This is a genomic window from uncultured Alcanivorax sp., assembly GCF_947258575.1.
Classification (GTDB): Bacteria; Pseudomonadota; Gammaproteobacteria; order Pseudomonadales; family Alcanivoracaceae; genus Alcanivorax.
The window spans coordinates 254,081-266,379 of the sequence record NZ_CAMYIV010000004.1; the positions used below are offsets into that span (position 1 = coordinate 254,081).

The following is a 12,299-nucleotide window of genomic DNA, read 5'->3' on the forward strand; positions in this document are numbered from 1 at the left end:
GCCCGATCCGTTTCGTCCCTGCTGATGCTGGCAGCACTGGGTGCGATGGCCCTGTTGGTGGCGGTGACGGTGGGCAGTGTTTCCATGACCCTGTCCGAGTTGTGGCTGGCCATCGGCGGTGGCGGCGATCCCTTGTTCCGTGAATTGGTGTTTTCCCTGCGATTACCGCGTGCGCTGGCGGCGTTTGCCACCGGTGGCTTGCTGGCATTGGCTGGCGCCCTGATGCAGGTGCTGTTGCGCAATCCGCTGGCCGATCCTTATGTGCTGGGTATTTCCGGTGGGGCGGCGGTGGGGGCGTTGGCGTCCATGCTGCTGGGCCTGGGGACGGCGATGGTGTCCGGCTCTGCCTTTGCCGGTGCCCTGCTGTCCACTCTGCTGGTCTTTGGCCTGGCCCAGGGGCGAGGCAGCTGGACGCCCACACGCCTGCTGTTGACCGGCGTGGTTATCGCCGCCGGCTGGGGAGCGGTGATTACCTTCATGCTGTCGCTGAGCCCGGCGGACCGCTTGCCCGGCATGCTCTACTGGTTGATGGGCGACCTGAGTTACGCCCGCTCGCCGTGGCTGGCCTGGCTGGTGTTGATCCCGGTGCTGATTGTCACGTTGCCGCTGGGACGCAGCCTCAATGTGCTGGCCCGGGGGCCGTTGCAGGCAGCGGCCCTGGGGGTAGCAGTGAAACCGCTGGCCTGGCTGGTCTATGGGCTGGCCAGCCTGCTCACGGCGGTGGCGGTAACCACCGCCGGCAGTGTGGGCTTTGTGGGGCTGATCGTGCCGCATATGCTGCGGCTGGTGCTGGGCAATGATCAGCGCATCATTCTGCCGGCCAGTGTCATGGCCGGCGGCGCCTTGCTGACCATCGCCGATACCCTGGCGCGAACCCTGATGGCGCCAGAGCAGTTGCCGGTAGGTGTGATCACCGCCCTGCTCGGAGTGCCTACCTTCCTCTTCCTGCTGTATCGGAGTCGGTAATGGCGATTCTCGAAGCCAGCAACCTGGTGGTGGATATTCCCGGCCGTGCGGCAGGTCAGCCGTTTTCCGCGCGGATCTTGCCGGGCCAGCGCTGGGGCGTGCTGGGCCCCAACGGCGCGGGCAAGTCCACCCTGCTGCATACCCTGGCGGGGTTAAGGCCGCCGCGCAGTGGTCAGGTGTTGCTGGATGGTGACTGCCTGACTCAGCTGCGCCGCCGGCAACTGGCGCAAAAACTGGCGGTGGTCTTTCAGGAACGCCAGGACAGTTTTCCGGCCACAGTGCAGGAAACCGTACTGATTGGCCGTCATCCCTTTCTTTCTCCCTGGCAGCGGGAAAGTGGCAGCGATCTTCGTCTGGCCAACCAGGCCATGGATGCCCTGTCCCTGCGTCTGCTCAGTGATCGGCTGGTCAGCACCCTTTCCGGGGGCGAGCGCCAGCGGGTGGCCATCGCCACGGCCCTGACCCAGCAGCCGGCCATCTGGCTGGCAGACGAGCCCACCAACCATCTGGACCTGCATCATCAGGTAGCGGTGATGGAGTTGTTGCATCGCCAGGCGGAGCAGGGCGCAGCGGTGTTTATGTGCCTGCATGATCTGAATCTGGCTGCGCGCTGGTGTGATCACCTGCTGCTGCTCTATCCCGATGGTGAGCTGTGTTTCGGCCCCGCCGAGACCATGCTGGTGCCGGAAGCACTGGAGCGGTTGTATGACCAGAAACTCAGTGTGGGGCAGATCAATGGTGTGCCGGTGTTTGTGCCGGGATGAGAGTAGTTAACAGTTAACAGTTAATAGCGAAAGTCAAAAGCGTAAAGAAAAGAACCAAAATCGAAAATGGGAAACAGTATGAAACCCGACCCGAAGAGTCCTGAACGTCATGCCTGGCGGATGGAAAAGAAACAGCAAATCATGCGTGAGCGTATTGCCAATGCTGACAAGGATCAGGGCATCCTGTTGGTGCTCACCGGTCCCGGCAAGGGCAAGAGCAGTTCCGGGTTCGGTATGCTGGCCCGGGCCCTGGGGCATGGTATGAAGGTGGGGGTGGTGCAGTTTATCAAGGGGGCGTTCAGCACCGGTGAGGAAGCCTTTTTCCGTGACCTGCCCAACGTGGATTATCACGTCATGGGTGAGGGTTACACCTGGGACACCCAGGACCGGGAAAAGGATGTGGCCGCTGCCAATGCCGCCTGGGATATCGCCAAAAAAATGTTGCAGGACGACAGCTATCACATGGTGTTGCTGGATGAACTGAACATTGCGTTGCGTTACGAGTATCTGGATCTGGATAGGGTGCTCGACGATCTGCAAAACCGCCCCGCCATGCAGCACGCGATTGTCACCGGTCGCTATGCGCCGAAAGAGCTGATTGAGCTGGCTGATACGGTTACCGAGATGAAGGTGGTGAAGCATGCCTTCAAGGATCTTGGAGTAAAGGCGCAGAAGGGCGTGGAACTTTAGTTAATAGTTAACAGTGAATAGTTAATAGTTAATAGCGAAAACAAAGCGATGGCTGGTCGTTTGTCGATAACACTGATGGTTCAGGGCTGTACCTCGGATGCTGGGAAAAGCACGGTTGTTGCGGCACTTTGTCGGTGGTTTGCGCGGCGGGGGTATTCGGTGGCGCCGTTCAAGCCGCAGAACATGGCGTTGAACAGTGCCGTGACCGTGGACGGCGGGGAGATCGGGCGGTCTACCGCGTTGCAGGCGTTGGCCTGCGGGATTGAACCGCACAGTGATATGAATCCGGTGTTGCTCAAGCCGCAGACCGACATGGGCGCCCAGGTAATCATCCGTGGCCAGGTGCTGGGCAATATGCAGGCGCTGGATTATCACGCCTACAAGAAAACCGCCCGCGACGCGGTGCTGGCGGCCTGGCAGGATTTGTCGAGCCGCTATGATGTGATTATTGCCGAGGGGGCGGGAAGCCCGGCGGAGATCAATCTGCGTGAAAATGATATCGCCAACATGGGCTTTGCCGAAATGGTGGATTGCCCGGTGATTCTGGTGGCGGATATTGATCGCGGCGGGGTGTTTGCCCATCTCACCGGCACGCTGGATCTTCTTTCCAGAACCGAACAGCAACGCACCCTGGGTTTTGTCATCAACCGTTTTCGGGGTGATTTGTCGTTATTGCAGGGCGGGTTGGACTGGCTGGAAGATCGCACCGGCAAACCGATGTTCGGAGTGCTGCCTTACCTGCATGGTTTGACCCTGGATGCGGAGGACGCGGTGGCCGAGCAGGGTGACCATGATACTGATGCGCTCAAGGTGGTCGTGCCGCTGCTGCCGCGCATGAGCAATCACAATGATTTCGATCCGCTGCGATTGCATCCACAGGTGGATCTGCGTTTTGTGAAAATGGGAGAGGCCTGGCCGGCGGCGGATCTGGTAATCCTGCCCGGCAGCAAGGCGACTCGCGCTGACCTGGCATTCTTGCGTGAGCAGGGCTGGGACACACAGATCGAAAAACATCTGCGTTATGGCGGCAAGGTGCTGGGTATCTGCGGGGGCTTTCAGATGCTGGGTGAACGGATCGATGATCCTGACGGTCTGGAAAGCGATGACGGCAGCAGCCCTGGTCTTGGCTGGTTACCCATGAGTACCCGGCTGATTGCCGGCAAGCAGTTGCGCAATGTGCAGGGGGGTTTCCTGCCAACCCAGACCGCCATCCACGGTTACGAAATTCACAATGGCATCAGCGAAGGCCCGGCCCTGTCGCGGCCCATGCTGAAACTGGGTGTCCGTGACGAAGGCGCCATCAGCGACGATGGCCAGATCATGGGCTGTTACCTGCACGGCCTGTTCGACAGCGCCGAGGCGGGCAATGCCATCCTGCAGTGGGCGGGACTGCGCAGTGAGCGGGCGGTGGATTACGATGCCCATCGGCAGAAGGATCTGGATAGGCTGGCAGATATGATCGATCAGCATCTGGATACGGAAAAACTGCTCTCCGCTTTGTAAAGCTGGCCTGCTAGAGTGTTTTTCTTTCTAAACAAAGGGAGAAAACCATGCACAAGGATGATGCTCACGCTGGCCAGGCGGTGTACAGCCCTTTTGTGCTTACTCTCTATGATCTGGGCGTACTCGGCCTGTCCTGCCGCTGGTTATGGCGCTGTCCGGCGTCCACCCTGCTGGCGCACTACCAGCAACACATCAGCGACAACCATCTGGATGTGGGCGTGGGCAGTGGCTACTTTCTGGACAAGGCGCGTTTCCCCTCTCCGAGTCCGCGGGTGGCACTGATGGATCTGAACCCGAATAGCCTCGACTATTGCGCTCAGCGCATTAGTCGCTATCAGCCGGAAACGCTGCAACGTAATGTGCTGGAACCCATCGACTACCAGGGCGGCAAATTCGATTCGCTCGGCATGAACCTGCTGTTGCATTGCCTGCCTGGAACCATGGTGGAGAAAGCGCGCGCGTTTGATCACCTGCTGCCGTTGCTGACTCCCGGTGCCCGGGTGTTTGGTGCCACGATTCTGCAGGGCGACGTGCCCCGTAATGTTGCCGCCAGAGGGTTGATGAAGGTGTATAACCGCAAGGGCATCTTTTCCAATCAGAATGATTCGCTGGCCAGTCTGAAGCAGGCACTGGAAAGCCGGTTGGAGCAGGTGGAGGTTCAGGTGGAAGGGTGCATGGCACTGTTTTCAGGGATCAGGCCTTGAGGCACTTGATGTGAGGTTTTGCAGAATGAAGAAAGGGCCGGGGGAAACCCGGCCCGAGTAACATTACTCCATGGGGTTGACGCATTCCGCCCGTGACGGCTCCAGCTTGCAACGCACCTTTCTGAGCAGGCCCATCATCGACTTGTCGTAGACGCCATCCTGGGTCAGAGCAATTCGCGCTTCGCGCATCATTTCATCGTAACGCAGCTTGTCGGCATCGGGGATGCGCACCCACCACTTGTCTTCCACTTCACTGCTGGCGTTATCAATCATGCGCATGGCGCGATCAAATTGACCAAACATAAATTCCCGGGACTGCTGGGCATAGCCGGCAGGAAACTTGTCTTTCTTCAGGATGATCTGGGCGCTGAGCTGACCCAGCACGTAGTCCAGAATGCCGCCATCCGGCGCCATGCCCTTGTACAGTTCCAGGGCAGAGAAGCCCATGATGGGTGCGAAGCAGATATCCACGGAATCATTGTTGAAGCGAGTAGAGAAATTGGTGATGTCGGACATCACCGGCGACATTCCCACCCGGGATGCCATGCTTGCCTGGGCACTGTCATATTCCAGAACAGCAATGGATTTACCGGAGAGTTCTTCAACGGTATCGATTTCCTGATCTTTCAGAAAAAGAAAGGCGGCGCCCATGGGAACGACACCGCCCACTTCATAGGGGCCGGAAACCAGTTGCTTCTTGATGGACGGGGCGTCGCTGGCAATAACGGAAATGACCGTTCTCATGGCTTCATAGCTGGGAATGGCGCCGATGGAATCCATGCTGCCGGTGAAGCTATTGAACTGGCGGCCGCGGATACCGGTAAGAACGGCGGCGTCACATTGCCCGGCTTTCAGATCTTCGGCAGCAATCTTTTCATCGGTGAAGGGTTTCAGTTCCACATCCACGCCCCATGCAACGGCGGCGGTCTTGTAGTCCTTCATGATGTTATAGATGTCGCCGTTGGCGCCGATGATGTCGAAAACACAGAATTTTCGTTTTTCCAGCGCATGAGCGGAAAAGGAAATACTCGAAAGCAAAGCAGAAAGAATTAGTATCGTTATGTAGCGCATGACGCTCTCCCGTGAAACACAGAAATATCAAAGAGCATCGATCCTATTTGGGCGCTGAGTATACATTCAATATGGCTTTACAAAATTGTGCACAATCCACAACAAGAAGCTGAAGTAAGTTCGGGTTGAAAGCCAGTTTGATAAAAAAGAAGGGAGAAAACGGTGTAATTTTCACCTGGTTTTCACTGTCAGGCGAGTTTTTGGGGAGGCCCTGAAGAGCAAGGGGCAATAAAAAAGGCGCCAGAGGCGCCTTTTTTTCGGGAGGTAAAGACCTTAGTGGTCGTGACCTTCCGGGCCGTGTACGTGGCCGTGTTCTTTTTCTTCGTCGGAGGCTTCACGCACTTCGGTGACTTCCACGGCGAAGTTCAGGGTTTCACCTGCCAGCGGGTGGTTGCCATCAACGGTCACTTCCTCACCTTCCACAGCGGTGATGGTGAAGATACGCGGACCGGCTTCAGTCTGAGCCTGGAACTGCATGCCCGGCTGCAGATTTTCTTCGTTGCCTTCAAAGGCGGTTTTCGGCACTTGCTGGATCAGCTGCTCGTGACGCTCGCCGTAGCCTTCTTCCGGGGTGACGGTTACGTCCAGCTTGTCGCCGGCGGCCTTGCCCACCAGGGCATTTTCCAGGCCGGGGATGATGTTGCCCGCGCCGTGCAGGTAGGCCAGGGGCTCGCCACGCTCGATAGAAGAATCAATGGTCTCGCCGGCTTTGTTAGTGAGCGTGTAGTGGATGGACACTACGGAGTTTTCTGAAATTTGCATGGAAACCCTTTAGGGGTAGATGAATTCGGAATAAGGGGTATGGCGGACATGGCGTTTCATGGTCCGGCAGCGCCCCGCATTCAGGTCGGCGAACATTCTAACAAGACCGGCAAGGGCCTGACCAACCGGAGCCAGTCCCGGCCGACGGGCGTGGGGTCGCCAATAGGGCTGAGGCGCCACGAAGAGCTCGGCTGGAGGGCGAAATCCGGAGGTTATTGTCTGAGTCAGCAGCGGTTCCCCGGCTTGGCCCCGCATTTGCTACAGTACCGGCATGGCCGCTGACACTTTGACTGACAATCCGCTACTGCAGGACCGTTTCGGCCGCACCATCGACTATGTGCGGCTGTCGGTGACGGACCGCTGTGATTTCCGCTGTGTGTACTGCATGGCGGAGGATATGACCTTTGTGCCCCGGGCCCAGGTGCTGACTCTGGAGGAGATGGGGCGGCTGGGACGGGTGCTGGTGTCGCTGGGGGTACGACGGATCCGCCTGACCGGTGGCGAGCCGTTGGTGCGCCGTGATGTGGCGCACTTGGTGAGCGATCTTGGTGCGCTTGCGGGGCTGGATGAACTGAATATGACCACCAACGGCGCGGGGCTGGGCCGTTTTGCCGGTGAGCTGAAGGCTGGTGGGCTGGATCGGCTCAATATCAGCCTGGACTCCCTGGACCCGCAGCGGTTTCGTGCCCTCACGCGCACGGGCGAGTTGAACAAGGTGCTGGCGGGGATCGAGGCGGCCCGCCGGGCCGGCTTCCGGCGTATCAAGCTGAACAGCGTGATCCTGCGCGGGCGTAATCAGGATGAGGTGCCAGCACTGGTGGATTTTGCCCTGGCGCGGGGGCTGGATATCTCCTTTATCGAGGAGATGCCCCTGGGCGCCATCAGCGAGCACGACAGGGGGCTGGAGTTTGTGTCTTCCCAGGAGCTGCGAGATCAGCTGTCCGAGCGCCTGACCCTGGTGCCCATGGCGGAAAAGACCGGTGGGCCGTCCCGTTACTGGCAGGTGCCGGGCAGCGACAGCCGCATCGGGTTTATCTCTCCCCACTCGCAAAACTTTTGCCATTTGTGTAATCGGGTGCGAATTACCGCCGAGGGCCGTATGCTTCTGTGCCTGGGGCACGAGCACAGTGTGGACCTGCGGGCAGTACTGCGGGCGCACCCCACGGACGATGCCCCCCTGCGTCAGGCAATCATTGATGCCATGGCCATCAAACCGGAGCGGCACGACTTCAATCTGGCCCCGGGTGAGCAATTGGTACGGTTCATGAATATGACCGGTGGTTAAACGTCAGGCCGCAAGCGTCCGGCGTCCAGCAAATGAATGTAGCGAGAGACCATGAAATCCCTTCCTGAACTCTTTACCAACAACGAACAGTGGCGTCATGACATCGAGAAGGAGCATCCCGGCTTCTTCAAGGCGCTGGGCGAACAGCAGAGTCCCCAGTATCTGTGGATCGGCTGCGCGGATTCCCGCGTGCCCGCCAATGAGGTGGTGGGGCTGATGCCCGGTGAGCTGTTCGTGCATCGCAATGTGGCCAACCTGGTGAATCACACCGACCTGAACCTGCTGTCGGTGCTGCAATTTGCGGTAGACGTGTTGAAAGTGAAGCACATCATGGTGGTGGGCCATTACGGCTGCGGCGGGGTAAAGGCGTCCATGGAAGATGTGCCCCATGGCCTGATCGACAACTGGCTGCGGCAGGTGCGCGAACTGTATCTGCGTAATCGCAAGCATCTGGTCAAGCTGCCGGATGACAAGGCTCAACTGGATCGCATGTGCGAACTGAACGTGGCCCGTCAGGTGATCAACGTCTCCAACACCACCGTGGTTCAGGAAGCCTGGCGTCGTGACCAGCCACTGACCATCCACGGCTGGATTTACGGTATCGGCGATGGCCGCCTGCGCGACCTGGATATCCAGATCCAGAACAACCAGGAATTGCGGACGCTGGAAAACGAGGAATACGATAATTCCTCGGCATAAGGTGTCTGCAAGGATCCCCGCAGGGTGCCACTGAGCCTAAGGCGAACTGCACCATTTGCCGGTGATGGTTGGTGCAGTTCGCCTCAGGCTCAGTGGCACCCTACGCAAGATTGCTGCCTTCGGGTTATTCAGAACCAGAAGTAGATCCCTGCTACCAGCGATGCCTCCTCCGGATCACCGCCTGCTGCCCGGGTCCTGTCGGCGGTATCGCCGTACTGTTTTTCCCAGTGCACGCCGATGTAGGGCGCCAGCTCCCGGCGGATTTCGTAGCGTAGTCGCAGGCCGGATTCGATGGCGACAAGACCGTCGCCGATACCCAGCTCGTCATCGTCCTTGCCGTAAAAGCTGGCTTCCACCTCCGGCACCAGCGCCAGACGCTGGGTCAGCATCAGCTCGTACTCCGCCTCCAGACGCAGTTCGCTGAGGCCGTCTTCGCCCAGAAAGAGCTGGCCGTCCACCTCGAACCAGTAGGGTGCCAGGCCCTGGATACCCAGGCTGGCCCAGTCCCGGTTGGGATCGTCCGGTTGCCAGTCGCGGCGCCAGCCCAGTTGCCAGTCCCAGTAGGGGGCGAAGGCGTGACTCCAGGCCAGGCGGGTTTGTGCGCTTTCCGTGCCGGCGTCTTCGTCGCTGTGCTCCGGGTCCATCAGCCGTTCGCCTTCCGTGGACAGGTAAAGCTTGTTCAGGTCGCCGCCATACCAGGCGCTGGCATCCCAGCCCAGCACCGTCCCTTCGTCGCTGTCACGCAGCTCAAGCTGGTCCACCAGTACTTTGCTGAAGCGGGGCGGGTGTTCGCTCATGGACCAAGCCGGCGTGGCGACGATCATGGCTGTCAGGGCGCTGAGCAGAAAAGTCGGTGTTTTCATCATGCGTCCTCCCCGTGTGCGCCATGGTGTGAGTGGTCACCGTCGACCTGCGCCTTGACCACGCGCACTTCCCGGAACATGCCCGCGTCCATGTGGTAGAGCAGGTGGCAGTGATAGGCCCAGCGGCCCAGGGTATCGGCGCGTACCAGGTAGCTGAGCTTTTCGCCGGGTTTGACGGTGACGGTGTGCTTGCGCAGCAGCTTGCCATCGCCCACTTCCAGATCGCTCCACAGGCCATGCAGGTGGATGGGGTGGGTCATCATGGTGTCGTTGACCAGGGTGATGCGTACCCGTTCGTTGTGGTACAGCTCAAGCGGTACGGCATCGGCAAACGGAATACCGTTGAAGCTCCACATGTAGCGGGACATGTTGCCGGTCAGGTGCAACACGATTTCCCGGTCCGGGTGCAGGCTGTCCGGTGGCCCGCCTGCGGTTTCCATGTCCGCATAGGTGAGCACTTTCCAGTCCCGGTCGCGCAGGCCGATGCCCGGGTCGGCAAGCATCTCGCCGGGGGCCATGGCGCGCATGTCCACGCCGGGGCCGTATTCGCTGTCGGCATGGTCGGTGGCGTTGTCTCTGGGAGGCAGGTCCGGGTTGTTGGGATCGACGGCAAAGGGGACGGCGTTGCCGTGATCGCTGTGCTCCATGCCTGCCATGTCGTGGTTCATCTGCCCATGGTTCATCTGGCCGTGATCCATGCCTTCATGGTTGTCGCTGTGCTGCATGGCACTCATGCCCATTTCGGTATGGCCCAGTAAGGGTGGCGGGTCCATGTCCGGCACCGGCGCTGACATCGACGGGTTCGGCGTCAGGGTGCCGCGGGCAAAGCCGCTGCGGTCGATACTCTGGGCAAACAGGGTGTAGGCCTGGTCCGCTTTGGGTTCCACGATCACGTCCAGGGTTTCTGCCACACCCAGGCGCACCTCGTGGAAAGGCACCGGTTTGACTGGCTGGCCATCCATTTCAATCACCGTCATGTCCAGGCCGGGAATGCGGATGTCGAAGAAGGTCATGGCGCTGGCGTTGATAAAGCGCAGGCGGATGCGCTCGCCCGGGTTGAACTGGCAGGTCCAGTTGCCGTTGGGGCTCTGGCCATTCATCAGGTAGGTGTAGGTGTAGCCGGTCACGTCGGACAGGTCCCGGTCGCTCATGCGCATGGTGTTCCACATGTGGCGATCCTTGAGGGTCTGGATTACGCCCTTGTGGCGGAAATCGCGCAGGGTATCGAACACGGTGCGCTCGTTGAAATTGTAGTAGTGGCTGAGCTTTTTCAGGGTGGCGAAGATGTGCTTCGGGTCCTCGTCACTCCAGTCTGACAGCACGATGACCTGGTCCCGGTCCACGGCGTGCGGCTCAGGGGTTTTCGGATCAATGATGATGGAACCGTAGAGACCGGTCTGTTCCTGAAAGCCTGAATGGCTGTGATACCAATAAGTGCCGCTCTGTTTGACCGGGAAACGGTAGGTGAAGGTTTCACCGGGTTTGATTCCATCGAATGACAAGCCGGGCACGCCATCCATCTCGAACGGCAGCAGCAGGCCATGCCAGTGGATGGAGCTGGTTTCCGGCAGCAGGTTGGTGACCTTGAGGGTGACGGTGTCGCCTTCGCGCCAGCGCAGGGTGGGGCCAGGGACGATGCCGTTGATGGTGGTGGCCGGGCGGGTCTTGCCGGTGATGTTGACGTCGGCGCCACCCAGGGTCAGGTGGAAGGTGTCACCGGTCAGCGTGGGGGCACCGGTGTGGCCCTGACGGGCCAGCAGCTGGGCGGGTGTCAGCCCCAGCCCCAGCCCGGTGGCGCCGAGCGCCAGGCCCTGCACGAAACGGCGTCGCGGCAGGGAAAACGGGTGTGCGGTTTTCATGATGTATCTCCTGATTGTTTGAGTGGAAGGGTGAACTCAAACAGTCAAGGACGGTGGCCGTAACGGCAGGTGGTGGATGCCATCGTGAAGGCCGGACTCCAGGCCGGAGTGCCAGGGGCGATCGGGGATATCCGCCTGGCCACTGAACAGGGCCACGGTGGTGGCACTGATCTGGCACAGGGTCAGGCACTGGCAGCCATCATCCTGGGGACAGTGCTGGCTGTCTTCGCCATGATCCGCCTGTGCCATCTCTGCATGGTGATGGCAGTGGGTCTGGGGAGCGGTATCCAGATGACCGAGGGAAACCTGCGCAGACACACTGCTTGTCACCACCAACATCAGGGTGGCAAGCAGACCGGCCAGTAACGACCGGTAATCGAGGCGCAGATACCGTTTCATGAAACCATTATTAACCTCGGGGCTACCCCAAGGTCAAAGGGGAAATTGCGGCACGCCCGACGTTACGCCGCCTGCCACACCACACTGGCGGCGATGACGACCAGCAACACGGCGGTGCCTTTTTCCACCCAGTGATGGTGGGCCCGCAGCCAGGGCAGGAAACGGCTTCGGCCCAGCAGTACGGCCACCAGTACATACCAGCCGCCATCGATGAACATGGAGGTCAGTACCATCTGGATGCGCGCGGCCTGGGCCATGTCCGCTTGCAGAAACTGGCTGAACAGAGCCAGGAAAAACAGCGCCACTTTCGGATTCAGAAACGCTACCAGGAAACCGTCCCGGGCGGCGCCGTGCAGGACGTTGAACTGGCTGTCGGCATTGGCCGGTGCCAATGGCTGCTTGCCCGCCTGCCAGCTTTTCCAGGCCATCCATAGCAGGAACAGGGCACCGGTCAGACTGAATGCCAGTTCCAGGGGCGGGTAGCGGTGAAAGAGTACTGCCAGCCCGGTGACGGTAGCGGTGGCCCAGATGCCGATCCCCAGGGCATGGGTTATGCCGGCGATAGCCCCGGCACGGGGACCACCATGGAGGGTGTGGCGGGTAATCACCGCCAGGCTGATGCCCGGCGCCATGGCACCCAGGGCGCAGACGCTGGCCAGCAGCAGCCAGTCGTGGAGAGGAAGCATTCAGGGTCTCGATACACGCAAAGGGGAAACTGTAACGGGTTGGTGTGA

General features: G+C 60.0%; 13 protein-coding genes. 7 read left to right on the plus strand and 6 right to left on the minus strand.

What is annotated here, in order from left to right:
• Window positions 1-24: 24 nt before the first annotated feature.
• The 5 genes from Q0Y02_RS04700 to Q0Y02_RS04720 all read left to right on the plus strand — a co-directional run bounded on the left by Q0Y02_RS04700 (window position 25) and on the right by Q0Y02_RS04720 (window position 4,627).
• The gene (locus Q0Y02_RS04700; RefSeq protein ID WP_297765226.1) at window positions 25-966 is read left to right on the plus strand and encodes an iron ABC transporter permease; all 942 of its coding nucleotides are present in this window, start codon (window positions 25-27) and stop codon (window positions 964-966) included.
• The gene (locus Q0Y02_RS04705; protein WP_297765062.1) at window positions 966-1,730 is read left to right on the plus strand and encodes an ABC transporter ATP-binding protein; all 765 of its coding nucleotides are present in this window, start codon (window positions 966-968) and stop codon (window positions 1,728-1,730) included. Before Q0Y02_RS04700 ends, Q0Y02_RS04705 begins: the two co-directional genes overlap by 1 nt.
• A 78-nt stretch (window positions 1,731-1,808) precedes the next feature.
• On the plus strand, window positions 1,809-2,420 hold the full coding sequence (cobO, locus tag Q0Y02_RS04710; protein ID WP_297765064.1) for a cob(I)yrinic acid a,c-diamide adenosyltransferase: 612 nt from the start codon (window positions 1,809-1,811) through the stop codon (window positions 2,418-2,420).
• A 75-nt stretch (window positions 2,421-2,495) separates the two neighbouring features.
• Window positions 2,496-3,923 (plus strand): cobyric acid synthase, encoded by a 1,428-nt coding sequence (locus Q0Y02_RS04715; protein WP_297765228.1) that lies wholly within the window; start codon window positions 2,496-2,498, stop codon window positions 3,921-3,923.
• Between the two features lie 47 nt (window positions 3,924-3,970).
• Window positions 3,971-4,627 carry a class I SAM-dependent methyltransferase gene (locus Q0Y02_RS04720; protein ID WP_297765066.1) on the plus strand — a complete coding sequence of 219 codons (657 nt, stop codon included), beginning with the start codon at window positions 3,971-3,973 and terminating at the stop codon, window positions 4,625-4,627.
• Window positions 4,628-4,690: 63 nt separating this feature from the next.
• Here the strand turns inward: Q0Y02_RS04720 and Q0Y02_RS04725 are convergent, their stop codons facing one another.
• Together Q0Y02_RS04725 and Q0Y02_RS04730 are read right to left on the minus strand one after the other, a co-directional pair.
• The gene (locus Q0Y02_RS04725) at window positions 4,691-5,698 is read right to left on the minus strand and encodes a putative solute-binding protein (RefSeq protein ID WP_297765068.1); all 1,008 of its coding nucleotides are present in this window, start codon (window positions 5,696-5,698) and stop codon (window positions 4,691-4,693) included.
• Between the two features lie 273 nt (window positions 5,699-5,971).
• Window positions 5,972-6,460, minus strand: coding sequence for a peptidylprolyl isomerase (locus tag Q0Y02_RS04730; RefSeq protein WP_297765071.1), 489 nt, complete (start codon window positions 6,458-6,460; stop codon window positions 5,972-5,974).
• Between the two features lie 271 nt (window positions 6,461-6,731).
• On the opposite strand from Q0Y02_RS04730, the gene moaA reads away from it, so the two are divergent.
• On the plus strand, window positions 6,732-7,745 hold the full coding sequence (moaA, locus tag Q0Y02_RS04735) for a GTP 3',8-cyclase MoaA (RefSeq protein WP_297765073.1): 1,014 nt from the start codon (window positions 6,732-6,734) through the stop codon (window positions 7,743-7,745).
• Between the two features lie 51 nt (window positions 7,746-7,796).
• Window positions 7,797-8,444, plus strand: a complete 648-nt coding sequence (gene can, locus Q0Y02_RS04740; protein ID WP_297765075.1) for a carbonate dehydratase — start codon at window positions 7,797-7,799, stop codon at window positions 8,442-8,444.
• 128 nt (window positions 8,445-8,572) lie between these two features.
• Here the strand turns inward: can and Q0Y02_RS04745 are convergent, their stop codons facing one another.
• The 4 genes from Q0Y02_RS04745 to Q0Y02_RS04760 all read right to left on the minus strand — a co-directional run bounded on the left by Q0Y02_RS04745 (window position 8,573) and on the right by Q0Y02_RS04760 (window position 12,251).
• A complete protein-coding gene (locus Q0Y02_RS04745; protein ID WP_297765078.1) occupies window positions 8,573-9,310 on the minus strand; it encodes a copper resistance protein B in 738 nt (245 codons plus the stop codon).
• Window positions 9,307-11,166: a copper resistance system multicopper oxidase gene (locus Q0Y02_RS04750; RefSeq protein ID WP_297765081.1), complete on the minus strand. Its 1,860-nt coding sequence runs from the start codon at window positions 11,164-11,166 to the stop codon at window positions 9,307-9,309. The genes Q0Y02_RS04745 and Q0Y02_RS04750 overlap by 4 nt, the downstream gene beginning before the upstream one ends.
• A 36-nt stretch (window positions 11,167-11,202) precedes the next feature.
• Window positions 11,203-11,565, minus strand: coding sequence for a hypothetical protein (locus Q0Y02_RS04755; protein WP_297765083.1), 363 nt, complete (start codon window positions 11,563-11,565; stop codon window positions 11,203-11,205).
• A 62-nt stretch (window positions 11,566-11,627) separates the two neighbouring features.
• Window positions 11,628-12,251, minus strand: a complete 624-nt coding sequence (locus Q0Y02_RS04760; protein ID WP_297765086.1) for a LysE family translocator — start codon at window positions 12,249-12,251, stop codon at window positions 11,628-11,630.
• Window positions 12,252-12,299 lie beyond the last annotated feature (48 nt).

Excerpts from the sequence above, each read along its gene's own strand:
- cobO (WP_297765064.1), top strand. The coding sequence starts at position 1,809 with ATGAAACCCGACCCGAAGAGTCCTGAACGTCATGCCTGGCGGATGGAA.
- Q0Y02_RS04750 (WP_297765081.1), bottom strand. The coding sequence starts at position 11,166 with ATGAAAACCGCACACCCGTTTTCCCTGCCGCGACGCCGTTTCGTGCAG.
- Q0Y02_RS04755 (WP_297765083.1), bottom strand. The coding sequence starts at position 11,565 with ATGAAACGGTATCTGCGCCTCGATTACCGGTCGTTACTGGCCGGTCTG.
- Q0Y02_RS04745 (WP_297765078.1), bottom strand. The coding sequence starts at position 9,310 with ATGATGAAAACACCGACTTTTCTGCTCAGCGCCCTGACAGCCATGATC.
- Q0Y02_RS04700 (WP_297765226.1), top strand. The coding sequence starts at position 25 with ATGCTGGCAGCACTGGGTGCGATGGCCCTGTTGGTGGCGGTGACGGTG.
- can (WP_297765075.1), top strand. The coding sequence starts at position 7,797 with ATGAAATCCCTTCCTGAACTCTTTACCAACAACGAACAGTGGCGTCAT.
- Q0Y02_RS04730 (WP_297765071.1), bottom strand. The coding sequence starts at position 6,460 with ATGCAAATTTCAGAAAACTCCGTAGTGTCCATCCACTACACGCTCACT.
- moaA (WP_297765073.1), top strand. The coding sequence starts at position 6,732 with ATGGCCGCTGACACTTTGACTGACAATCCGCTACTGCAGGACCGTTTC.
- Q0Y02_RS04720 (WP_297765066.1), top strand. The coding sequence starts at position 3,971 with ATGCACAAGGATGATGCTCACGCTGGCCAGGCGGTGTACAGCCCTTTT.
- Q0Y02_RS04760 (WP_297765086.1), bottom strand. The coding sequence starts at position 12,251 with ATGCTTCCTCTCCACGACTGGCTGCTGCTGGCCAGCGTCTGCGCCCTG.
- Q0Y02_RS04725 (WP_297765068.1), bottom strand. The coding sequence starts at position 5,698 with ATGCGCTACATAACGATACTAATTCTTTCTGCTTTGCTTTCGAGTATT.
- Q0Y02_RS04705 (WP_297765062.1), top strand. The coding sequence starts at position 966 with ATGGCGATTCTCGAAGCCAGCAACCTGGTGGTGGATATTCCCGGCCGT.
- Q0Y02_RS04715 (WP_297765228.1), top strand. The coding sequence starts at position 2,496 with ATGGTTCAGGGCTGTACCTCGGATGCTGGGAAAAGCACGGTTGTTGCG.